The organism is Pectobacterium sp. 1950-15 (assembly GCF_037136835.1).
Classification (GTDB): Bacteria; Pseudomonadota; Gammaproteobacteria; order Enterobacterales; family Enterobacteriaceae; genus Pectobacterium.
This window is the reverse complement of sequence record NZ_JBBBQR010000011.1, coordinates 1-23306: the sequence shown is the minus strand read 5'-3', so window position 1 is coordinate 23306 and position 23306 is coordinate 1. Positions and strand designations below refer to the sequence as shown.

Annotated in this window: 13 protein-coding genes; 10 read left to right on the top strand and 3 right to left on the bottom strand. The window is 52.0% G+C overall.

The genetic code is table 11. The features are described from left to right. Window positions 1-49 precede the first annotated feature (49 nt). The 5 genes from eat (at window position 50) to WCT94_RS13460 (ending at window position 10436) form a co-directional block, all read left to right on the top strand. Window positions 50-1411, top strand: a complete 1362-nt coding sequence (eat, locus tag WCT94_RS13480; RefSeq protein ID WP_336870048.1) for an ethanolamine permease — start codon at window positions 50-52, stop codon at window positions 1409-1411. Between the two features lie 33 nt (window positions 1412-1444). Beyond that, window positions 1445-2788 (top strand): aspartate aminotransferase family protein, encoded by a 1344-nt coding sequence (locus WCT94_RS13475; protein ID WP_336869967.1) that lies wholly within the window; start codon window positions 1445-1447, stop codon window positions 2786-2788. Between the two features lie 257 nt (window positions 2789-3045). Next, window positions 3046-4728: a ShlB/FhaC/HecB family hemolysin secretion/activation protein gene (locus tag WCT94_RS13470; protein WP_336869966.1), complete on the top strand. Its 1683-nt coding sequence runs from the start codon at window positions 3046-3048 to the stop codon at window positions 4726-4728. 39 nt (window positions 4729-4767) lie between these two features. After that, complete coding sequence (locus tag WCT94_RS13465; protein ID WP_336869965.1) at window positions 4768-10056, top strand: DUF637 domain-containing protein; 5289 nt, start codon at window positions 4768-4770, stop codon at window positions 10054-10056. Then, complete coding sequence (locus WCT94_RS13460; RefSeq protein WP_336869964.1) at window positions 10053-10436, top strand: hypothetical protein; 384 nt, start codon at window positions 10053-10055, stop codon at window positions 10434-10436. Before WCT94_RS13465 ends, WCT94_RS13460 begins: the two co-directional genes overlap by 4 nt. 48 nt (window positions 10437-10484) lie before the next feature. Here WCT94_RS13460 and ggt read toward each other — a convergent pair whose 3' ends face one another. From ggt to WCT94_RS13445, 3 genes are all read right to left on the bottom strand, one after another. Continuing rightward, on the bottom strand, window positions 10485-12263 hold the full coding sequence (gene ggt, locus WCT94_RS13455) for a gamma-glutamyltransferase (protein ID WP_336869963.1): 1779 nt from the start codon (window positions 12261-12263) through the stop codon (window positions 10485-10487). 212 nt (window positions 12264-12475) lie between these two features. Further along, on the bottom strand, window positions 12476-13387 hold the full coding sequence (locus WCT94_RS13450) for an EamA family transporter (RefSeq protein WP_336869962.1): 912 nt from the start codon (window positions 13385-13387) through the stop codon (window positions 12476-12478). A 163-nt stretch (window positions 13388-13550) separates the two neighbouring features. Then, window positions 13551-14759, bottom strand: a complete 1209-nt coding sequence (locus WCT94_RS13445) for an aldose 1-epimerase family protein (RefSeq protein ID WP_336869961.1) — start codon at window positions 14757-14759, stop codon at window positions 13551-13553. 392 nt (window positions 14760-15151) lie between these two features. Here WCT94_RS13445 and WCT94_RS13440 point away from each other — a divergent pair, with 392 nt between their 5' ends. From WCT94_RS13440 to WCT94_RS13420, 5 genes are all read left to right on the top strand, one after another. After that, window positions 15152-16402, top strand: coding sequence for a valine--pyruvate transaminase (locus WCT94_RS13440; protein WP_336869960.1), 1251 nt, complete (start codon window positions 15152-15154; stop codon window positions 16400-16402). A gap of 497 nt (window positions 16403-16899) precedes the next feature. Next, entirely contained in the window at window positions 16900-17418 is a 519-nt protein-coding gene (locus tag WCT94_RS13435; RefSeq protein ID WP_225182066.1) for an Hcp family type VI secretion system effector, read from the top strand. A gap of 90 nt (window positions 17419-17508) precedes the next feature. Next, window positions 17509-19368 (top strand): type VI secretion system Vgr family protein, encoded by a 1860-nt coding sequence (locus WCT94_RS13430; RefSeq protein ID WP_336869959.1) that lies wholly within the window; start codon window positions 17509-17511, stop codon window positions 19366-19368. A gap of 75 nt (window positions 19369-19443) precedes the next feature. Continuing rightward, entirely contained in the window at window positions 19444-19884 is a 441-nt protein-coding gene (locus WCT94_RS13425; protein WP_336869957.1) for a DUF1795 domain-containing protein, read from the top strand. Between the two features lie 17 nt (window positions 19885-19901). Further along, a partial coding sequence (locus tag WCT94_RS13420) for a DUF6531 domain-containing protein (protein ID WP_336869956.1) occupies window positions 19902-23306 on the top strand: 3405 nt, incomplete at its 3' end.

Here is a 23306-nt window from a genome sequence, read left to right as displayed (position 1 = left end):
TGCCGTACTGGCCCTGAATAACCATGAGCAGACTGACGGGGATAATGTGATGACGAGCAAATTAAAGCCCACGCTGGGCACCCTGCATTTGTGGGGTATCGCGGTAGGATTGGTAATTTCTGGTGAATATTTTGGCTGGAGCTACGGCTGGGGCGTCGCGGGCACGTTGGGATTTTTAGTCACGACGTTGTTCATTGCCGCCATGTACACCTGTTTTATTTTTAGCTTTACCGAACTCACCACGGCGATCCCCCATGCTGGCGGCCCTTTTGCCTATAGCCGACTCGCGTTCGGCGATCTGGGTGGCCTGATTGCCGGTATGGCCACGCTGATTGAATTTGTTTTCGCACCACCTGCCATTTCAATGGCGATTGGCGCCTATCTGAACGTGCAATACCCCGAGTTGAATCCCAAATTCGCGGCCGTTGGCGCATACCTTATCTTTATGAGCCTGAACATTCTCGGCGTGAAGCTGGCAGCGATGTTTGAGCTGGTGGTCACGCTGCTGGCCGTCATGGAACTGCTGGTGTTTATGGGTGTTGTTGCGCCAGGCTTCAGCCTGAGTAACTTCGTGGCACACGGTTGGGCGGGACAACATGAATTTTCACCCGCAGCCATTTCCGGTATGTTTGCAGCGATACCGTTCGCCATCTGGTTTTTCCTCGCTATCGAAGGCGCAGCAATGGCCGCCGAAGAAGCGAAAGATCCCCAACGCACGATTCCGCGAGCCTACGTCAGCGGCATCCTGACGCTGGTGGTGCTGGCAATTGGCGTGATGCTGATGGCGGGCGGCGTAGGCGACTGGCGTCAGCTCTCCGACCTCAACGATCCCTTGCCACAGGCCATGAAGCTCATCGTCGGGGAAAACTCCAACTGGATGCACATGCTGGTGTGGATTGGTCTGTTCGGTCTTATCGCCAGCTTCCATGGCATTATTCTGGGCTATTCTCGCCAGTTCTTCGCACTGGCGCGCGCGGGCTATCTTCCACCGGGGCTTGCCAAACTGTCCCGCTTCCACACGCCGCACCGCGCCATTCTGGCTGGTGGCGCGATCGGGATTGCCGCCATCTTCTGCGACGGGATTAACCTACAGGGCATGAACCTGACGGCAGCGATGATTACCATGGCGGTTTTTGGTGCCATCGTCATGTACATCATGAGCATGTTAAGCCTGTTCCGCCTGCACCGTAGCGCCCCCAATATGGCACGCAGCTATCGTGCCCCCGGTTACCCCATCGTCCCCGCGTTCGCCCTCGTCTGCGCCATCATCTGCCTGATTGCGATGCTCTGGTTCAACCCGGTGATCGGTGGGCTGTTCTGCACCTTTATGCTGCTCGGCTATCTCTATTTCCTGACGACCAAAGCGCGACGGGAACATCTGCTTGAGCCGCTTGTCGCCGATGCTAACTAACACTGCGGCGCACATTTTATAACGGGAGAGAGTATGGCAACACGTTCAACCATCATGGATACCAACAGCTTCCGCGCCGAACATGCCGACGCGCTGAGCGCGGATATCCGTACGCTGACCGACAAGCGCAGCCGGGTACTGGGTGAGTCTTATCGTCTGTTTTATCGCAAACCGGTTCATCTGGTGCGTGGCGAAGGGCAGTACCTGTGGGATGCCGACGGCAAGAAATACCTGGATGTGTATAACAACGTCGCCAGTATCGGCCACTGCCACCCTGCGGTGGTAGAGGCGGTACACCAACAGATGACAATGCTCAATACCCACACGCGCTATCTGCATGAGCGTATTCTGGACTATTCGGAGCAGCTCCTCGCCACCGCACCCACGGCGATCAACCGTGCCATGTATATGTGCACGGGTTCGGAAGCCAACGATCTGGCGATCCGCGTGGCGCGTGCCTGGAGCGGCGGCACAGGCGTGATCGTGACGCGTGAAGCCTACCACGGCACCAGCGATCTGACCTCCGGCGCCTCACCGGCATTGGGCAGCGGCCAACCGCTGGCAGCGACGACCCGACTGGTGCCGCCGCCGGACGCCTACCGCGTTAATACGCCGGACTTGGGCGTGTGGTTTGCCAATGAAATCCAGAAACAGATCGACGACATGGCGGCACACGGCATCAAATTTGCCGCGTTCCTTGCTGATTCCATCTTTTCTTCCGATGGCGTACACCCCAATCCGCGCGGCTTTTTGCGTCCTGTGGTTGATGTGGTTCACCGCAATGGCGGTATTTTCATCGCGGATGAAGTCCAGCCCGGTTTCGCTCGCACTGGCGACGCCTTCTGGGGTTTCGCACGGCATGACGTCGTGCCGGATATCATCACTACCGGAAAACCCATGGGCAACGGCATCCCGGTTTCCGGGCTGCTGGCAAAAAGCGACGTACTCGCCGCCTTCAGCGATCAGATCCCCTACTTCAATACGTTCGGTGGGAATCCGGTGGCGATGGCCGCTGCGCAGGCGGTGCTGAAAGTGATTCACGATGAGCAACTTCAGGAACACAGCCGCGTCGTGGGCGCACAGTTGCTGGCAGAACTGACTACCCTGCAAGACAAATACGCCAGTGTAGGCAACGTGCGCGGCGCCGGACTCTTCATCGGGTTTGAGTTGGTGAGCGATAGAGACAGTAAAACGCCGGATAAAACGCTGACGCTAAATCTGACGGAAGCACTACGCGATCGCGGTGTGCTGACATCGGTAGCAGGCCCTTATGGCAACGTGCTGAAACTACGCCCGCCGCTGGCGTTCCAGACGCAGGACATCGACTGGCTGGTCGGCGCACTGGATGACTGCCTGGGCGCGCTAACCCACGCCTGATTTCGATCTCTTCCTCCCCATAGGGTTTCCATCACAGCGGAAACCCTATGATAAATATCAAGATTACACTATCTTGCGATATAGTTACCTGCCTATTTATATAAAAATGATAATGACTATCATTTTTATTCTCATAAATTAAATTTCTCAATGCATTCTGTCGAATTTCTATCAGGTATCGATTTTACCTAGTCATGGAATAAGGCATTTGTGTATATAAGCGCAAAATGTAAATCAACGTAAGGATCGCGTTCATTTTGTGTAAAACCCTTTCTTTTATAAGCCTTATTTCTTTGAGCCTCTGCAGCTCAACCTTCGCCGCTACCCCCATTAGCCCAACAGATCGGGATGCGCTGGAACTCCAGCAAAAGTCATTATTGGAGCAGGCCAAACAGCAGCGCTTATCGTTGGAAAACAGCACCACCTTAACGATACCCACGGTCACTGCACCAACAGCAAAGGATGCTGTCTGCTTCCCTATCCAAAGGATTACCTTTCACGATGCAGAGTCCCTTTCAACGAAAGATCGGGCCGCTATTCAGCAACGCTACCAAAACCGCTGCCTGGATTTAGCCACAGTCCATAACGCCGTGAGGGAAACGACCAACGCCTACCTTAATCGCGGCTTTGTCACCAGTCAGGCCTATTTACAGGAGCAAGACCTCTCCAGCGGCACGCTCATCATCAGCGTCAGCGAGGGAAAGATAGAAGCCATTCGCATGGAAGGGGAAACACCACTCGCAATCAAGATGGCCTTCCCCGGGCTGGAAGGACGCATTCTCAATCTGCGCGATATCGAACAAGGGATGGAACAACTTAATCGCCTGCCTTCGCAGCAGGTTACGATTGATATTCAGCCGGGAAAACAGACCGGAAGTTCGATTGTTTACCTCAAACGCACCACGCAAGCCCGCCCTATCCCCCTGTCTCTCAGCACAGACAACAGCGGACAAAAAAGCACGGGCCGCGAACAGCTTTCTACCCACCTAACGCTCGATAACCCGCTGCGACTCGCTGACCGCTGGTGGCTCACCGCCAGCCGTGATAGCGCATTCAGCCATAGCTACGGCAGCGAAGCCTTATCGGGCGGGATGTCTTTGCCTTATGGCTACTGGACGCTCGGCTACCAATACGCCTGGAATGACTTTTTCCAACCGATCCCGATTGGCAGCAGCGCGTATCGCTATGAAGGGCAAAGTAATACTCATCGGCTCAGCCTTAACAGAACGCTCTATCGAGATGGGAAGCAGAAGCTGGCGCTGGATAGCGCGCTCTCTCGCCGACGTACCGAGAACCGGATGGCGGGTGAACGCCTTGAGATCAGCAGCCCGACAGTCAGCAGCGCCAGTATCGGACTCAGCTATAGCACGACGCTGGCGGGCGGATATTTTACGCTCAACCCGATGCTCAGCCATGGCTTAAGGAGTTGGGGCGCAACGGATGACACAAAGGAAAACCGTGACCTGCCGCGCAGCGAGTTCCGCAAATTTAGCGCCAGCAGCAGCTATTTCTACCCACTTACCCCTTCGCTATATTTTCTGACCTCCCTTTATGGCCAGACCACGCCGGACAACCTGTATACCAGCGAACGTGTCTCGCTCGGCGGCGAGTATTCAGTTCGGGGATTTAAGGAACAAACGCTGACCGGCAACCGAGGCTTCTACTGGCGTAATGAACTGAATTGGCAATTCACCACGCTGCCATTTTTGGGAGATATCGCATTAACCACCGCGCTGGATAGCGGGTGGATTGCGGGGAAAGCCGGCAAAGTCGATGGTGGCAATATGACCGGCGCTTCCGTCGGTTTGTCCGCATCTTCACGTTGGGTAAGCCAGTCAGTGTCGCTCGGCGTGCCGCTGCATTTCCCGGACGATCTCCATCCCGACAACGCCGTCGTTTACTGGCAAGTCTCCCTCCCCGTTACGGCACTTTTTGATTAAGTCATCGATTCACAGCAAAAGGAAAACAAGGAAAGTCACATGGAGAAATTCAATAACCGCACCACTCGTGGACTTAGCTATCTGCTGATCTACCTGACCGCAATTCAACCGTTACACCCCGCGTTCGCTGCACTCACACCAGACGGCCCACGCACGCAGGTCAACAACGCGGGTGCTGTTCCGGTCATCAATATCGCCACGCCGAACGCAGCGGGCGTTTCTCACAATACCTATCAAGATTTCAGCGTCGGGACACCCGGTGCCGTGCTAAACAACAGCATTGCCGCGGGGCAATCGCAGTTGGCTGGGCAGCTAAATGCTAACGCCAACCTCAATGGCAAAGCGGCCGATCTGATTATCAACGAGGTAACGGGCTCCACCCGCTCAGACCTGCAAGGGAAGATCGAAGTCTTCGGGAATAAAGCCAACGTATTGATTGCCAACCCGAATGGCATTACCTGTGATGGATGTGGGTTCATCAACACACCTTCAGCCACGCTGACGACGGGTAAACCGGTGCTGGATCAGCAAGGCGCACTTGAAGCGTTGGAAGTGAAAAAAGGCAGCATCACCATTGGTGGCAAAGGCCTGGACGGTTCAGCAACGGATTATGTCGATATCCTCAGCCGGGCAACCGAACTGAACGGCAAAATCAATGCGAAAAACCTGACGCTGACTCAAGGCAGCAATCGGGTCGATTTCAAAACTGGCACGATCGCTCCTATCGCCGGAGAAGGTGCAAAACCACTGCTGGCAGTCGATACCAAAGCGCTCGGCGGCATGTATGCTGAACGCATCCGACTCGTGGCAACCGAGGATGGCGTCGGCGCTAATGTCGCTAACCTGACCAGCTCTCAGCAAGGCATTACGCTGGACAGCAAAGGTAAAATCCAGCTCGGTAATGTACACGCGAAAACCGATCTTAATCTGACTGCACAGCAGGTCGATATTGCTGCTGGCAATGCGGTAAAAAGTGACCGCGATATCACGCTTGCCAGTACCACATTGAATAACCAAGGAAATATCGTCGCGGGCCAGGATATGCGCCTGTTCAACGATAACCTGACCAACACACAGGCCACCATTCAGGCCAACAACAACCTGTGGATCCAAAAAGACGCGACGGGAAATAAAGGCGTTAAGGTAGAAAACCGTTCGGGGACGATTAAAACCAATACCGGGGATTTGGTGATTAGGACGAGATCGCTTAACAATGTCAGAGATCAGATCGTTGTAAAAGAGAAGAAGGATTTAACTTACGCCAACCTTAATGTTGGTAATGAATTGCCAATTCGCTCAATTTCCGATGCGAAAGCATATATCCCATCTATTGCTAAAAAAGAAGTTGAGGGAGAATTTACTACCCTAACGCCCGAAGCTGAAATTCATGGCGAAAAAAATCTCTATATTAATGCGACTCAACTAGAAAATAATGCCAGTAGTTTAAGATCCTTTGGTAATATATTTCTGACTGGGCAAACATTTTTAAATATTTCCCCCTTGTTCAAGCAAACTGAGCATACAACGAATTTTCGTTCGGAAACAGCACAGGAGCAAGCGGTTAGACGCTCAAATACATCACAATCCGCCAGCACAACTTTCCTCGATGATGGCATGCCACTAATCCTTGCTTACTATAAGGTCAAAGATAAAGAGAGTGCCTTTAAAGGTGAACAACTGTTATCGGCAAAGGTACATGCAACTGAGAATGTGGTTGCAGATTTTAAACAGGTTATTGATATATTCAGAACTAAAGAACCAACATCGCAAGCATCATCAATATTTACACCATTGGAAAAAATAAACATTAAAGGGAGGAGTGTATTATTACAAGCTGGTTCGATGAATATTAATGGTACAATAGAATCTTATAGCGACACAAACTTGATATCACAAAGTTTGACAAATATTAAAAACTCTCACATTCTATCACAAAAAAATGATATAAACATTAATTCAGGAGTATCTCTATTATCGAGAACTTCATCATTAAGAGCAAGAAACATAAACATCACCAGCCGTGAAAGTGATATCGTATACGAAACTGATTCATCAACTCTATTTAGTGATTCCGGAAATCGCCAATATGCTTCACTCCAGGCAGAGGAGACTCTCTCTCTAAATGCAGGAGGAAATATAAGCCTATCAGGAATTAATTTTAGCAATAACAAAAGCACAGAGTTTATTGCAGGGAAAGACATTAGTATCACTAATTCTATTTATGATCTCGCCACCCACCAAAGAAGAATAGAAACCACACAGCAGAATAATCAAAAAATATTTGAAAATGCATTTTTCAAACTAAATGATTTATTCTCAAATAGTAATATTCTTGCCAAGGCAAAAGGTAATCTTACCTTATCAGGCGTATCTCTTACTGCCGTAAAAGGCATTGATTTAATTGCCAATGGAATGATAACCATTGATGCTAAAACCGTAGGTAACATCTACAGCGAATTTTTACCGTCTACACGCACACCTTCATTATCAAGCCGACTTAATACGGGTGGGGATTTACTGATCAATGCAGGAAATACAATTACTGTTAAATCAGCAAATTTATCTGCCAACAACATTACTCTCCTCGCAGGCAACACGATTTCATTACTCTCAACGGCATATTCTGCGATTGTCGAACCGGATGAAGATAATAGAGACGACCGCCATGTTATTACTCAGATTGATGCGCGAAGAAATCTCACACTTGCTACAAATGGCGATCTTATTGCCTCCGGCAGCGCATTATCCTCAATAGGGGACATGACGTTAAGCTCTAATGGGAAAATGGAGTTCAACGCCCTGCGATATTATTCAGTGCGGGAGGGTGACAACGAGTTTAATGAAACGACCACACAAAGAAATGTCGTATTAAACAGCGGCGGTGTTCTAACACTTCTATCCAATAACAGCATCTTATTTCAGGCCACGAGTTTACTTGCAAAAGGTGCAATGGATGTAGCCGCTAAAGGTGGATTCCTGTACGCACAAGCCATGGAAGAAACCAACCACTATGAAAAAGAATCCAGTAGCCGTACATGGTATGGAAAAAAGAAAAAGGGTAAACAGACCTATCACAATGTCAGTAATAAGGTGGCTGAGTTTACCGCTGGAAGTGACATCAACCTGCTGAGCCGTGATGACAGCATCTATGAAGCCAGCAAAATAGAAGCTGGCAGGAACGCTAAACTCATCAGCACACAAGGGAAGGTCATCTTTAAGGCGGTAAAAAACACCACGTTTGAGCAGACTATCACCACCTCGAAAGGCTTCTTCATTAAAAACTCCGATAGGGGATACACCAAAGATACATGGCTATTACCATCAATCCATGCCGGTGGACAATTTACCGTTGATGCAGCGACAGGAATTTCTGCTGACGTAAAAACACGCAATGCTCAATCGCTGCAAAATGCGTTGCTGACTCTCAGCAATACTTCAGGGGCAACATGGCTAAAAGGGTTGAATACCCGTAAAGATGTGCAATGGAACGCGGTGCAAGATGCCTACACTAATTGGAATCATACTACCCAAAGTTTGAATCCAGTGGTGGGTGCCGTAATTGCTATCGCAGTTGCGGCAGTTACCGCAGGATCTGGATTGGCGGGAATGGTCGCGACAACAGCAGCCAATACCGCGTCAGGGATGACTGCTACCGTGATGTCTGGTGCCGTTTACTCAGGCATGACGGCATTAACTTCACAGGCGGCAGTCGCACTGGTTGATAACAAAGGCAACCTGTCTAAAACGATCCAGGCCATGAGCAACAGCGATTCTGTTAAATCTCTGGTTACCTCAATGGTGATCGGCGGTGCATTAGCAGGCTTCGATGAAGTTATGCAATTTAGCAAGGCTGCTAACGGCACAACCGTCATCGATCCTGCCAAGGCCAAACTGCCCATGCTCAGCAACGGTGACTGGAGCAAGGTCGCGCAGCGTGTCGCTGGACAGTCAGTGATCAGTTCCAGCATCGGTACTGCGATTAACGGCGGTAGCTTCAAAGATAATTTCACCACCGCGCTCTTGAGTAATATCGGCAGTCAGATCAATGCGGAAGGGGCTAAGTTTATTGGGGATAACGGTACAGTCCTTGACGTACCGGGCAAAGCCCTCAGCCATGCTGTTGTCGCAGGTATCGCTGCTGAAATCAGTGGTGGTAACGTCAAAGGCGCTGCGGCTGGTGCATTAGCGGCAGAGCTGGCTGGCATAATCATTAACGATAATCTTGTAAAATCAGAAGGATGGCAAGAAAAACAGGCTCAAATCAGCCGTTTTGCAGGCGCAGTTATGGGTGCCGTTGCCACAGGCAAAGCCAGTGGTGTAAATAGCGGCGCTAGCGCCGCTGAAATCGTTGAACGCTTTAATCGGCAATTACACCTTGATGAAATGCAGGCCATCAAAGAGCTTGCCAAAGGTGATAATGAAAAGGAATTGCGCCTGTTGGCAGCATCCTGCCGCAAAGTTAACTGTGTGGCACAGGAATCATTAGATTCTGCCGAACGCCAGCAATATGAAATGTTAATGGCAATGTACCCAGCAACACGCGAAGAAGATGGAATACTCGCCAATTATTGGGTACAGAAAGATCGGCAACGTACTAGCAATTACCCGCTTTATGTGGGCTATGACATGGAACAGCTGTTTACCTATACTACAGGCGACAGCATTTCTGATGGTCAGATGTTTGCCAGAAACCAATGGATTGAAAATTTTAGTCAGATTACGGGCTGGTCCAAGGACACAGTAGAAACTTTAGGTTTTGGTATTTCGATAGCGAGTACATTCGCGGGCATCGGGAAAGCAGGCGTCGGTAATCAGTACCTGTCAAAAAGCCTCGTGACGCCAACCGCAGGCTGGAAAAGTTATCTGGTTAATGAGAAAACCATACAGCAATCGGCTGGCTTTAAGCAGCAGATTATAGATTTGAGAGCAACATTACCTCGCAATCCTAGAACTAGTGGAAATGTAGCTATCGCAGAAATTAATATACTAGGGATGCCGAAAACCTTAGCAGGGCATAGCCGTATAGACAAAGCTGAGCAGGGTTTTGTCGGCTCAGGAAAACAGAATTTCACCTATCAGGTGATAGAGAACAGTGAGGGCACAAAGATATCGAGAAATACTGATTCAGAATACAAAATCCTAGATAATTTAGCCGATAGATTAGGAAGCAATATCTCAGCAAAAGGCAGTGTAACCATATTCACAGAACGGGCAGCCTGTGAAAGTTGTCTAGGTGTCATTGACCAATTTAAGCAAAAATATCCTAATATAGAAATAAATGTATTGGATAACAATGGAATTATATTGAAGCCAGGAGGAAGAAAGTGAACGAAGAACGTATTAGCTATAATGAGATTAGGGAAAGCTTTTTAGAGTGTTATTACATATATTGTAGACACAAAATTCACTCTTACAATATGACTGGAAATGTATGGATTGAAAATGAATCGGAAGGTGGTTACGCCTATGAACAATCAGAGGGAGCTTATGATTTCCCCATTGAAAATCTAATGCTTGAGGTCTTGTCTTTAATTATGATTGCAGGAAGAGGTCCAGAGATAGCCGAAAAATACCATAGAGATATGATAGAAAAAATTCTCGTTGAACATCCTATTGAACAGCTATTAGAGGAGATCACCGAGGAAGAAAAATCAGACCTTCTCTATGATATGTCTTTATTAGGATTAGTTGATAAAAAATCAGAATAACGCAGACAGAGCAGCCCTTTCGGGCTGCTAACTTATAGGAAAGTAAAATCAATACCCTATCGCTGCCCCTGCCGGGCGGCGGATATCATTGGCACCGTACAGGTAACCTTCGCGTACTTTGCCGGATACCGCCGAGTCATTGCCCGAATCCGCAGGTGTCACACCCGCCGCACCCGGTAAGCCGACCAGAATCAGCTCCGCTGCGCCCCAAGGCGTTTGTTCCACCATCTTGTAGCCGCGCTGCTTCAGCAGGTTCAGCGTATCGGCAGACAACCCGCGCAGTTCATAATACACCTCGTCCGGCAGCCACTGATGATGGATGCGCGGGGCGTCCACCGCTTCCTGCGGCGCCATGCCGTGGTCGATGATATTCAGTGCCGTTTGCAGCGTGATGGTGATAATGCGCGAACCACCGGGCGAACCGAGCACCATGAAGACTTTGCCGTCTTTCGTCACCAATGACGGGCTCATGGACGAAAGTGGGCGCTTACCGGGGGCGATCGAATTACGCTCTCCTTGCACCAACCCATACAGGTTTTTCTCGCCAACTTTCACGGTAAAGTCATCCATTTCGTTATTGAGGAAGAAACCTGTTCCCGGCGCAATCACCACCGAACCAAAACGCCCGTTCACGGTATACGTGGTGGACACCGCATTGCCCTGATTATCCACGATGGAGTAGTGCGTGGTTTCCGGTCGCTCGTGCGGACCCACCCCCGGCTGCACGTTTTTGGACGGCGTCGCGTTCTCCGGCTCGATTTGTTTGCGGATTTCGGCAGCATAATCCTTACTCAACAAACGCTCGACAGGGTTGCTGACAAACGCCGGATCGCCAAGGTACGTGTTGCGATCCATGTAAGCGTGACGCATCGCTTCCGTCAACACATGAACGGTGGCGGCAGAATTAAAGCCCGTCGATTTCATGTCGTAGCCTTCGACAATATTGAGGATTTCACACATCGTGACGCCACCGGAGCTGGGCGGCGGCGAAGAGACAAACTGATAGCCACGATAGTTGCAGGTTACCGGTGCCGTTTCGGTAATACGGTAATCGGCAAAATCAGCCGCCGTCAAAATGCCGCCGCCCTGCTTTGCCGCCTTCTCCACAGCCTGTGGAATCTCCCCCTTGTAGAAGGCATCCGGCCCTTTCGCGGCAATCGCCGCCAGCGTATTCGCCAGATCGGTTTGCACCAGCTTATCGCCGGGCTGCAACGGGCTACCGTCGGGACGCAGGAAAATGCGCGCCGCTTCAGGATCGGCTTTGAAGCGTTTTACCGTAGTATCCAAAATATCGGTATCTGCCCGCGTAAGTTCAAAACCTTCACGCGCCAGTTTAATCGCCGGTGCCATCACCTGCTCGCGCGTCAATTTGCCGTATTTTTGTAGCGCGGTATCCAGCCCCAGCACCGTACCCGGCACACCAGCGGCCAGATAGCCATATAGGCTCGCATCCTTTTTCACACTCCCATCCGCGTTCAGGTACATGTTGGCGCTGGCCGCCGCCGGTGCCGTTTCACGGAAGTTGATAAAGGTGTCTTTTCCATCGGCCAGATGCAGCGTCATAAACCCGCCACCGCCGATGTTGCCACAGCAGGGATTAACCACCGCCTGCGCATAGCCCACAGCCACCGCGGCATCAATCGCGTTACCGCCCATCTTCATGATATCGACGCCAATCTGCGAAGCCAGATACTGTGAACTAACCACCATACCGTTTTTCGCTTCCACCGCAGGGGCTGACGCCGCCTGCACCGCTCCACTCACCAGCAGCGTCGCCACGCCCAGCGACAGCAACCATTTTCCCGATGTTGTGTTTTTTGTTTTCATGAAGGCCCCTTTATCCCGTTGATTTCACTCACTGCTTTTATGTCTACCCTCGTGCAAAGCTAACCTGCAAAGCCCGCGCCAATAAACGACCGCAGCTTAACGGATTCATCAGCAGCAGTAAGAAGCGTAGGAAAGGCATGAGAAATTGCGAAAATAGCCGCTTATCTTTGCGACGCTGCACGATAAATACGCCCCATAATGGGACATACGGTTTATGACTGCCGCACAGGTAGCCATGAACGTAACCGTGCGCCAAACACATTCACCAACAGGCCGACCATAATCAGTATTGCGCCCATGATTTGCAGCAGCGAGAGCGATTCACCAAGAAAAACGGCCGCGCTGACCAGCCCAACCACCGGCACCAACAGCGATAAGGGCGCCACACGCCAGGTCTCATAGCGCGCCAGCAGGCTTCCCCAAATCCCGTAGCCGATGATGGTAGCCGCAAACGCCAGATACGCTAACGACAAGATCGTCGGCAGTTGGATCGTCGTTAAACTGTGGACAATCGCGTCCCTGCCTTCAAACAGCCAGGAACTGATGAAAAACGGCACGACAGGCACCAGTGCACCCCACACCACCAGCGACATGATTCTTACATCACTGTTTTTGCTCATGATAACTTTATTGACGATGTTACCTACCGCCCATGACAGCGCCGCCGCCAGCGTCAGCAGCAGCGTGGTGGTGGTCATACCGGAGGACATTTGCAGCGCCGTGCGCCCTTCTGCCAGCACCACCATCCCTATCGCCGCCACCAGAATCCCAACAACGTGATTCCAGCGCAGCTTTTCCGACAGCAAGACCGCGCCAACCAGCAGCGTAAAAAAGGCCTGAGCCTGTAGTACCAGCGAGGCAATCCCTGCGGGCATGCCCAGCTTGATAGCGAGAAACAGAAAGCCAAACTGACCGAAGCTGATGGTCATGCCATAGGCAATCAGCCATTTCAGGGGAATACGCGGGAATGGAACAAAGAAAATAGCCGGTAGCGCCACCAAAGAGAAACGTAGCCCTGCCAGCAAAAAGGGCGGCATGTCATTCAGACCGACCTTAATCACCACAAAATTCACACCCCATAACACCACGACACAAAGCGCAAGCAGCGCATCTCTCACCGACATTCTCATCCCCTGATCAAATACGTAACAAATACCTTCCTCAAGGTACGCGTAAAATGAAAAAACGGATAAGAAAAGATAATTATGACGTTACGTGACAATGACTAAGCGTAATCATGACGTGGAATAGCCGACCACCTGAATCAGTGGTCGGTCTAGAGAGCGTTTACTCGATGGCGATCGGTTTTTCTGTCAGCGTGGTTTTGTTATCACCCTGAATGGCTTTTACTTTCTGCTCCGTTTTCTGTACCGCCTCTGCGCTACTCAGCAGGCTATATGTCAGCTCAAACGTCGTGCTCTGACCAGGCTGAAGCTTTTTGACCCGCCCTTGCTCACGTTCAATCGTAACCGGGTAGGCGTAGTTAGTACCGGGTTCGATCCCTGTGACGTAGCCCTGTTTTTCCGTGTCCGTGTTTTTCCACAGCGTCAGCAGCGGCAGTTGATGGGTATCAAAGGCAATCGATACGCCCTTATTTCCCGCCTTGTTCACCAGCGCCGCCAGCGTTTTGCCCTGTGCATCCGTATACGGCGTAATGTTGAACACCATTTCATCAAAATCTTTTGTCGGCCCTTTATAGGTTTGCCAGGTGGACAAACCCGCTTTAGCATGGTCATTAAACGGAGAAATCTCTTTCACCGGCGCGATGAAACGCGCGCCTTCTTCCAGAATCGGCGTGCCAAAATTGCTGTGGTAGATAATCTGATAGTCGCGCGGGTAGTCGGCTTTGTTGGTCAACACATCATGCACGGTAAACGACTCGCTGCCGGGAACGTAGCGCAGCTCGGTCCAGGTTTCCAGATTCGACTTCTTGAAGCTGTTTTCTTTCAGCAGGCCCCGCACCGTAATGGTATGCGGGGCTTTATCGCTGACTTCCACGACCACTTTAGAAGCCGGTGTGTTGCCTGCGCGGCCATGCAGGGTGTAGATCATGCCCTCGCTGACGACCGGGTGCCCCGTCCATTCGAAGCCGCAGCGCACCATCATCTCATTGAAACCTTCCAGCCAGCCCAGCCCGTTACGGCTTTCCAGATTGATGGTGTTCGGGTTTACGACCTCATCAACCGGCGAATCCCACCCCAAACGGATGTTTTTGCCCGTCACATGCAGTAAGTTCATCCCCCGCGTCGGACTGAGGGCAATTTTCAGCCCGTCCTGACTGGTAATCGTAATCACTTTACTGCCTTCCTGACGTCCGCCGTGCAGGACTTTTTGCTCAATGCTGAAATGCTGATTTTTGATCTTCAGGGCATCACTGCCAATTTGCCAGTTTCCCTTTTCTACACTGCCTTCAGCATCTGTCAGCACAAATGTCTGCGCCGATAGTTGCCATGATGTCAGCGCCAGTGTGATGCCTATAGCCAGTAATTTTTTCATGTTAACCATCCCTTTTTGCTGAATTGTTTTAGCTAATGCGAGCTAAAGACTACAAATCAGCTGATGGTCAGAATGTGATAACTATCACCAGATGGAAAAATTCGGCATTGTCGCGTTATTTATCCAATTAGCATCACTAATTCACCATGAATGGTATCTATATTTGCAGAATTATTGAGATATTGATCGGTAAAAGCTGACATCGTTTCAGCAACATAAAGCACGCGGTCTAAAATCCTTTTCTCGTCGGCATGAATTTCAGACATTCATGCTGAATTTTAAATATTTGGCGAGACAAAAAATTATCAGATTGTTTTTTGACCACATTGCACCCTATTGGCGCAAGCGCTATGGTTGCCGCTAACCTGTGTACGATCACTGATAAATAAACTATGAACTTTTCTCTTTTCGGCAAGAAATTCACGCGCCACGCTGGCATCACCCAATTAATGGACGACCTGAACGAAGGGCTGCGTACGCCAGGCGCAATCATGCTGGGGGGCGGCAATCCGGCACACATTCCAGAGATGGACCGCTACTTCCAGCAACTGTGTCAGGAGATGCTGGAGCAAGGGAAATTAACGGAAGCGCTATGCAACTACGACGGTCCGCAAGGTAAGGATACGTTGCTTAAAGCGCTGGCCGAACTCCTGAGTAATGAATTAGGCTGGCAGATTGGACCACAGAATATTGCGCTGACAAATGGCAGCCAGAGTGCGTTTTTCTACTTATTTAACCTGTTTGCAGGTCGCCACAGCGATGGCAGCCTGAAAAAGGTGCTGTTCCCGCTGGCACCGGAATATATCGGCTATTCGGATTCCGGGCTGGACGACAACATGTTCGTCTCCGTTCGTCCGCAGATCGAACTGCTGCCCGAAGGGCAATTTAAATATCACGTCGATTTCGATCACCTGTCGATTACTGATGATATCGGGCTGGTCTGCGTATCCCGCCCAACCAATCCGACCGGTAACGTGCTGACCGACGACGAGCTGATGCGTCTGGATATTCTGGCGCAGCAGCACAAGGTTCCCTTGCTGATTGATAACGCCTATGGCGTACCGTTCCCCGGCATTATCTTCACTGACGCGACGCCGCTGTGGAACCCGAATATCATCCTGTGTATGAGCCTGTCCAAGCTCGGTCTGCCCGGCTCACGCTGCGGTATCGTAATCGCGGATGAAAAGGTGATTTCCGCGATCGGCAACATGAACGGCATCATTAGTCTGTCTCCGGGGGCGGTCGGCCCGGCGCTGGCGCACGAGATGATTCAGCGTGGCGATCTGCTGCGCTTATCTAACGACGTCGTGCGCCCGTTCTACCAACAGCGCGTGACGGAAACTATCGCGATTATTCGTCGTTACCTGTCGCCTGAGCAGTGCCTGATTCATAAACCGGAAGGCGCAATCTTCCTGTGGCTGTGGTTTAAGGATCTGCCTATCACGACGGAAATCCTGTACCAGCGCCTGAAAAAACGCGGCGTCCTCATGGTGCCGGGACACTATTTCTTCCCCGGTCTGGATCAGGACTGGCCGCACGCTCATCAATGTATGCGCATGAACTATGTGCCGGAGCCGGAGAAAATCGAACAGGGTATTGCGATTCTGGCGGAAGAAGTTGAAAAGGCGATGCAGGAAGGCTAATTCACCGCCACAATAGACGCGTCGTGAAACGAAATACGGTGGGATGCGGGCAAACCAGCCCCACCGTTGTTATTTTGCCGTCCGCTTTCTTTATCTTTATTCACCTGTTTTCTGCCCCCTTTCATCCCCACAACATCAGTCGGCTAACGATTAATCATTGGGGTTATTTTTCCCTTTTAATCGGTAATAACTTTGGTTCATTCCCCAATCAATCGCTGATTCATTCCAAAAAGACGGCAGTCTCTCAAACCTAACAAAAACTTTTAGAATAAATGCGCATTCTGCGCAACTTATTGCTCACTTTCTGGTGGAAATCACTTTTTGCGCAATGCCTGCAAACGATTCGCGAAGTCTGCGCAATTTTTTGCTCAAATTTCGCTTAGGTAAAATTTGAATTAAGTAATTTCCATTACAAAACAATTACATAAAATTTGGCACATGGATTGCTATGTGAACGGTGAAGTTACTCATTCCGTTCAATAACAAGGAGCAAGACTATGCCAACTCCATGCTATATCAGCATCGAAGGTAAAACACAGGGCAACATCACCGCGGGTGCTTTCACATCTGATTCTGTCGGCAACATCTATGTGGAAGGCCACGAAGACGAAATGCTGGTACAGGAATTCAAACACATCGTCACCGTCCCAACCGACCCGCAGTCTGGTCAGCCATCCGGCCAGCGCGTACACAAGCCGTTCAAATTCACCGTCGCACTGAACAAAGCGGTTCCGCTGATGTACAACGCCCTGGCGTCCGGTGAAATGCTGCCAACCGTCACCCTGAAGTGGTATCGCACATCAGTTGAAGGTAAGCAGGAGCACTTCTTCTCTACCGTGCTGACCGATTCCACCATCGTGGACATCAACTGCCAGATGCCACACTGCCAGGATCCATCAAAACTGGACTACACCCAGCTGATCGAAGTGTCACTGGCCTACCGCAAAATCGACTGGGAGCACACGGTTGCCGGTACGTCCGGTTCTGATGACTGGCGTGCGCCGGTCGAAGCGTAATTCCTATTTAACCCGGGCTTGCCCGGGTTTTCTGCATTGAGCCATGGCCCACGCCATGCCTGAGTGTGGATGACAGCATCAGGAGGACGGATGGCAAACAGTACAGGATTACAGTTCACCGTTAAGGTCGGCGCATTGCCTGCATCGACCTTTGCCGTGGTGGATTTTCAGCTCAGCGAGGCGCTCAACCAGCCGTTTGCCCTGTCGCTGAATCTGGCCAGCCCCTTACCGGGGATCGATTTTGGTGCGGTTCTCGACCAACCTTGCGAACTCCTGGTGTGGTACGAAGGTGAACTCCAAAGACGCGTGAGCGGTATTGTCAGCGCGTTTGCGCAAGGCGATACCGGCTTTCGCCGCACACGCTATCAGGCAGAAGTCCGTCCGGCCCTGTGGCGTTTGGGGCTACGTACCAATGCTCGTATCTTTCAGGCGCAGAAGCCTGAGGCAATTATCGGCGCCCTGCTGGAAGAAGCGGGCATCACCGACTACGCCTTTGCGCTGCGCAACGAGCACGCAGCGCGGGAATATTGCGTGCAGTACCGCGAAAGCGATTTAGCTTTTATTGCCCGACTGGCTGCCGAAGAAGGCCTGTTCTTCTTCCATGAGTTTGAGGAAGGCAAACACCGCGTTATCTTTGCCGACGATGCAGGCGCGTTGGCAAAAGGCCCTGAGCTGTTTTTCAACCTGGCAACACAGGGGCTGAGTGAAGGCGCATACGTGCGTCGTTTCCGCTATGCCGAGGCGGTGAGCACCGCAGAAGTCGCACTCAAAGACTACAGCTTCAAAACCCCAGCCTATGGCCTGTTGCACCAGAAGATCAGCGGAGAACTGGAACACCAGCGCGAAAGTTACCAACACTTCGACTACCCCGGTCGTTTTAAACAAGATCCGAGCGGTAAAGCCTTTACCGGCTATCGGCTGGATGCACTGCGAGCAGGGGCGATGACTGGCTCGGGCGAGTCCAATGCGGCTGAACTGATGCCGGGCAGCAGTTTTACCTTAACCGAACACCCCAATCTGGCACTCAATATCGGCTGGCAGTTGGTCGCCATCACCCACAGCGGGCAACAGCCGCAGGCGCTGGAAGAGGAAAGCGGCGGCGAACCGACCACCTACAGCAACAGCTTTGAAGTGGTGAAAGCCAGCACGACCTGGCGCGCCGACCTGCCCTACAAACCAATGGTAGACGGCCCGCAGATCGCCACCGTCGTCGGCCCGGCGGGTGAAGAAATTTACTGCGACCAGTACGGCCGGGTGAAACTGCAATTCCCGTGGGACCGCTACGGCGCAAACGATGACCAGAGCTCCTGCTGGGTACGCGTCAGCCAGGGTTGGGCCGGTGGCCAGTACGGCCTGATCGCTATTCCGCGCATCGGTCATGAAGTCATTGTGAGTTTCCTCGAAGGCGACCCGGACCAGCCCATCGTGACGGGCAGAACCTTCCACGCCACCAACCCCTCACCCTACCCGCTACCCGCGAACAAGACACGCACGACCCTGCGCACCACCACCCACAAAGGCGCCGGGTTCAACGAACTGCGCTTTGAGGATCAGGCTGGGCAGGAAGAAGTATTTATCCATGCCCAGAAAGACATGAACACCGTGGTGCTGAATAACCGCAGTACGGGTGTAGGCGTCGACCATGCAGAGAACGTCGGACGGGATCAGATCAGTGTCATAGGCCGCCATCAAATTCTTAACGTCGTCGAGAATCAGGGAACGGAGATTCAGGGTGCCCAGAAAGTCATCATCGGAGCAGGTCGAGAAACCGAGGTCACGATGAACGACAAGCTGACGGTAACGGGAAATATCACCATCACCTCGACTGGCGGCAATATCGAACTGACGACGGGCGCAGGATCGCTGACCATTTATCAGAATGGCAATATCGACATCAAAGGCGTGAAGGTCAACGTAATTGGCAGTGAACGTATTGATTTAAATAAATAATCTGAGAATGAGTCACCATGCTACAGGTGTGGTGGCTAGAGCTTACAACGACACCATTATTCGAGACATTTTATCGTGACGACGACATCTTCTTCCCACTGCATCTTCACCGAAGGCCGCATCACGTTGCCCGACGGCTACCGCGATCGCACAGTGAATGCGTTTACGCCCAGTCAGGAAGGCGAACCCGCTTTTACGGTTTCACGTGATGTACTGAACGACGGAGAGGTATTGAGCGGCTACATCGATAGACAGTTGGATCTGATGACTCAGCATTTTAAAGGCTGGAAAACAAAGACCCGTGAAGCGATTTGGTTGGGCAATCACGTTCTGGAAGGTGAAAGCCTTCAGGCAAGTTATATGCGTGATGGTCAACGTATTTGGCAGCAGCAGGCGGTATTCGCATTAGATAGCGTACAGATTCTGGTTTTCACCTTATCGAAAACCGCCGCACCGTCTGCTGCTGATGAGTCTCGGTTCAACGCCCTGCTCGGGAGCTTTACGTTTAACCAATAACGATAAGGAATATTGTTATGTTTGAAGCCGCGCGCGTTGGTGATGGGATCGGGCATTCGGGTGCGTTAGCAGGCATGATTGCGGGCACCATCGTCGGTGGTCTGATTGCCGCAGTCGGTGGCATTGCTGCCGGTGCCTTATTTGTTGCGGGTCTCGCCTCCTCTTGCCTGGGCGTTGGCGTATTATTGATTGGCCTCAGTTTTGCTGTGGGTTGGGCAACTGGCGTGCTGGCAGAAAAAGCCCGTGATAGCATTGCCGAGGCAGGTGCCAGCAGCATGTCGAAGGCCGGAACCATTGATACGGGTTCACGCAATGTGTTCATCAACGGTATGAAGGCCGCCCTTGCCACTCTGAGTGTCGCCAGCTGTAGCAAAGACGGACCGTCCATGCAGGTGGCGCAGGGCTCAGAAACAGTATACATCAACAGCCAGCCAGCATCCCGCCTTGGCGATAAAGTGAACTGCGGCGCCACTATCACGGAAGGTTCTTCCAATGTTTTCATCGGTGGTAAAGCCAAATCCACATTACCTATCAAACCGGAAGTTCCCGAGTGGCTCTATAAAGTCTCTGATTTAACACTGCTTTTCGCCGGATTAATTGGTGGCGTTGGCGGCGCAGCAAGCAAGCTCGGAAAACTGGGCCAACTTTTACAGAAAATCCCCGGTATCAATAAGATCCAACGCATTGCCTGCCGTTTTGGCGTGCTCATGACAAGCGTCGCGGCTGGGGGCATTATCGCCCGCCCGATAGACATCGTAAGTGGTCAAAAATTTCTGTCAGATGAAGATGAGCTGGATTTTGTCCTCCCCTCTCGCTTATCCGTGTATTGGCAACGTTACTGGCGTAGCGGTAACCCCGGCGATAGTGTATTGGGAAAAGGATGGAGCCTGTTCTGGGAAACGACGCTAACGCGCTATCAGGACGGTCTGGTCTGGCGTGCGCCGTCAGGCGATCTGATTTCCTTCCCTTTCGTTCCCATCGGCCAGCGAACCTACTGTCCGCCAGAAAAACGCTGGCTGGAGCACCATCAGGATGAGAGCTGGTCGGTTTATGGCCCAGATGGGGAAACATGGTATTACACGGCGTTGTCTCCGCAGGGAAAAGCGGTGCTGACGCGCGTTGCCGAACCATGTGGCAATGACATGCTCCTTTTCTGGAACGACGACGACACGCTTAGCGCACTCACTGACTGCGCCGGGCGGCACATCACATGCCGATATCTTGAGGGACGGCTGGAAAGCGTCTGGCTGGATGAATCGACCTGTCTTGTGCACTATACCTACAATACGCAAAGGCAGCTTGTCACCGTCACCGGGCAGGGCGGTAGCGTGCGCCGTCGTTTTACCTGGCAAGATGACGGGCTGATGGCCAGTCATGAAGATGCCAACGGCCTGCTCAGCGAATATCAGTGGCAGGAGATTGCCGATTTACCTCGCGTAGTGGCATACCGGAATAGCGCGGGTGAACAACTCACGCTGGAGTACGACTTTGCCGGACAGCGGAGAAGCGCTCGCCGGGAGGACGGCCTCGTTGCACGGTGGGAGCTTGACAGTGATGACCACGTCGTTCGCTTTACCGATTACGACGGTCGCGAAACCAACCTGAATTATACCGACGGCGAGCTGTGTGAAGTCATCCTTCCCGGCGGGGCAAGTCGCAAAACCATATGGGACAGCTATGGGCGTTTACTCAGTGAAATTGACCCGTTAGGTCGGGAAACACACTACCAGTGGTATCGGCTGACGGATAACATTGCGCTGGTGACGTATGCCGACGGCAGCCAGGAGCAAATGCAGTATGACGACCTCAACCGATTGGTTGAGGAGGTCGATGCACTGGGTAACCCAACACGTTATCACTATCCCAATACACAGGAGAACTTACCGGACAGCGTGATCGACGCTCTGGGCGGCACCGTGAGGCTGGTCTGGAATAACCAAGGGCTGCTGACGGCCCGTACCGACTGTTCAGGACAATGCAGCACCTTCGAGTATGACCATTACGGACAACTGCTGGCTTCTGTCGATGCGGAAGGCCACACCACCCGCCGGGAGTGGGATGCCTGTGGACAACTGACTGGCGTTATCTACCCGGATGGTCGCCGGGAAACGCTGCGCTGGAATGCCCGTGGTCAGTTACAGGCATGGCGTGATGCACAGAACAACGAAGTACGCTGGCAGTATAACGCATTAGGCCAGCCCGTCAGTGTGACAGACCGCCTCCGCCGGACAAAGCACTGGCACTATGATACGCGCGGGCTGTTGTTGCGATTAGATAATGGCAACGGTGCAGAATACCAATTTGGCTATGATGCCGTCGGCCGACTGGTTAAAGAACGGCGCGTAGATGGCGTCGAGCTAACATTCCGCTACGACGACGCAGGCCACTTATGTCAGCGCTCACAGCGCGGAAATGCGGCGAATGATGCCGCCATCGCGCACGTTTATCAGCATGATGCCGCTGGGCAATTGGTGCGCCGAGCACATGCACACGCCGAGTTTCATTACCAGCACAGTGACAGAGGGCGGCTGGTTTCGCTAAAACGTGAGCCTACCGAGGAAGGCCTCGCGTTGGGACTCACCGCCGATGAGGTCAGATTGACCTATGATGCCGCAGGCTATCTGTCGGGAGAGCACGGCAGTGAGGGAGACATTTGCTATACGCGGGACGAACTGGGGAATGTAAGTACCCTGTCTCTGCCGGATGGTGACGCGCTGCGCTGGCTGCGCTACGGTTCAGGCCACGTCAGCGTAGTAAAATTCAATCATCAAGTGGTCAGCGAGTTTACCCGTGACCGCTTACACCGGGAAATCACCCGCACTCAGGGACGACGCGAACAGCGGCGAGAGTATGACAGTTTAGGCCGCCTGACCTCACAGCGCAGCGGGCTCTGGGATGTCGCCCAGCCCGAACAGCAGATATTATCGCGAGCCCTAAGTTACACCGCATCCGGCGAACTGGCCTCAGTCCGCGACAGCCTGCGAGGCGATGTTCAGTACGATTACGATGCAGAGGGCCGCCTGCTGAAGCGCATTGACGTGCACTGGCAGGTACACCACCGGGCATACGGCTATGATGCAGCGGACAACATACAGGACATCAGCCGTTCATCTTCTGCTTTCCCGTTATCAGACAACCGTCTGCTGAACTGGCGCAATCTCTGGAACCAGTATGACGGTCAGGGTAACCTGACACAGCGGCGTGATGGTGGAACAGAACAATTTTATCGGTACGACGCCGATAATCGACTACTGGAAGCTCGGGGTCGGGGGCCGCAGGGCGATTTTGTCGCACGCTATAGCTATGACGCACTGGGCAGACGCACCCGTAAAACGGTCATCTGGGGCGAAAACGGGAAGCAGGAAGAAACACGTTTCCTATGGGAAGGTTTCCGGCTGTTGCAGGCCAGACACGCTGACCGA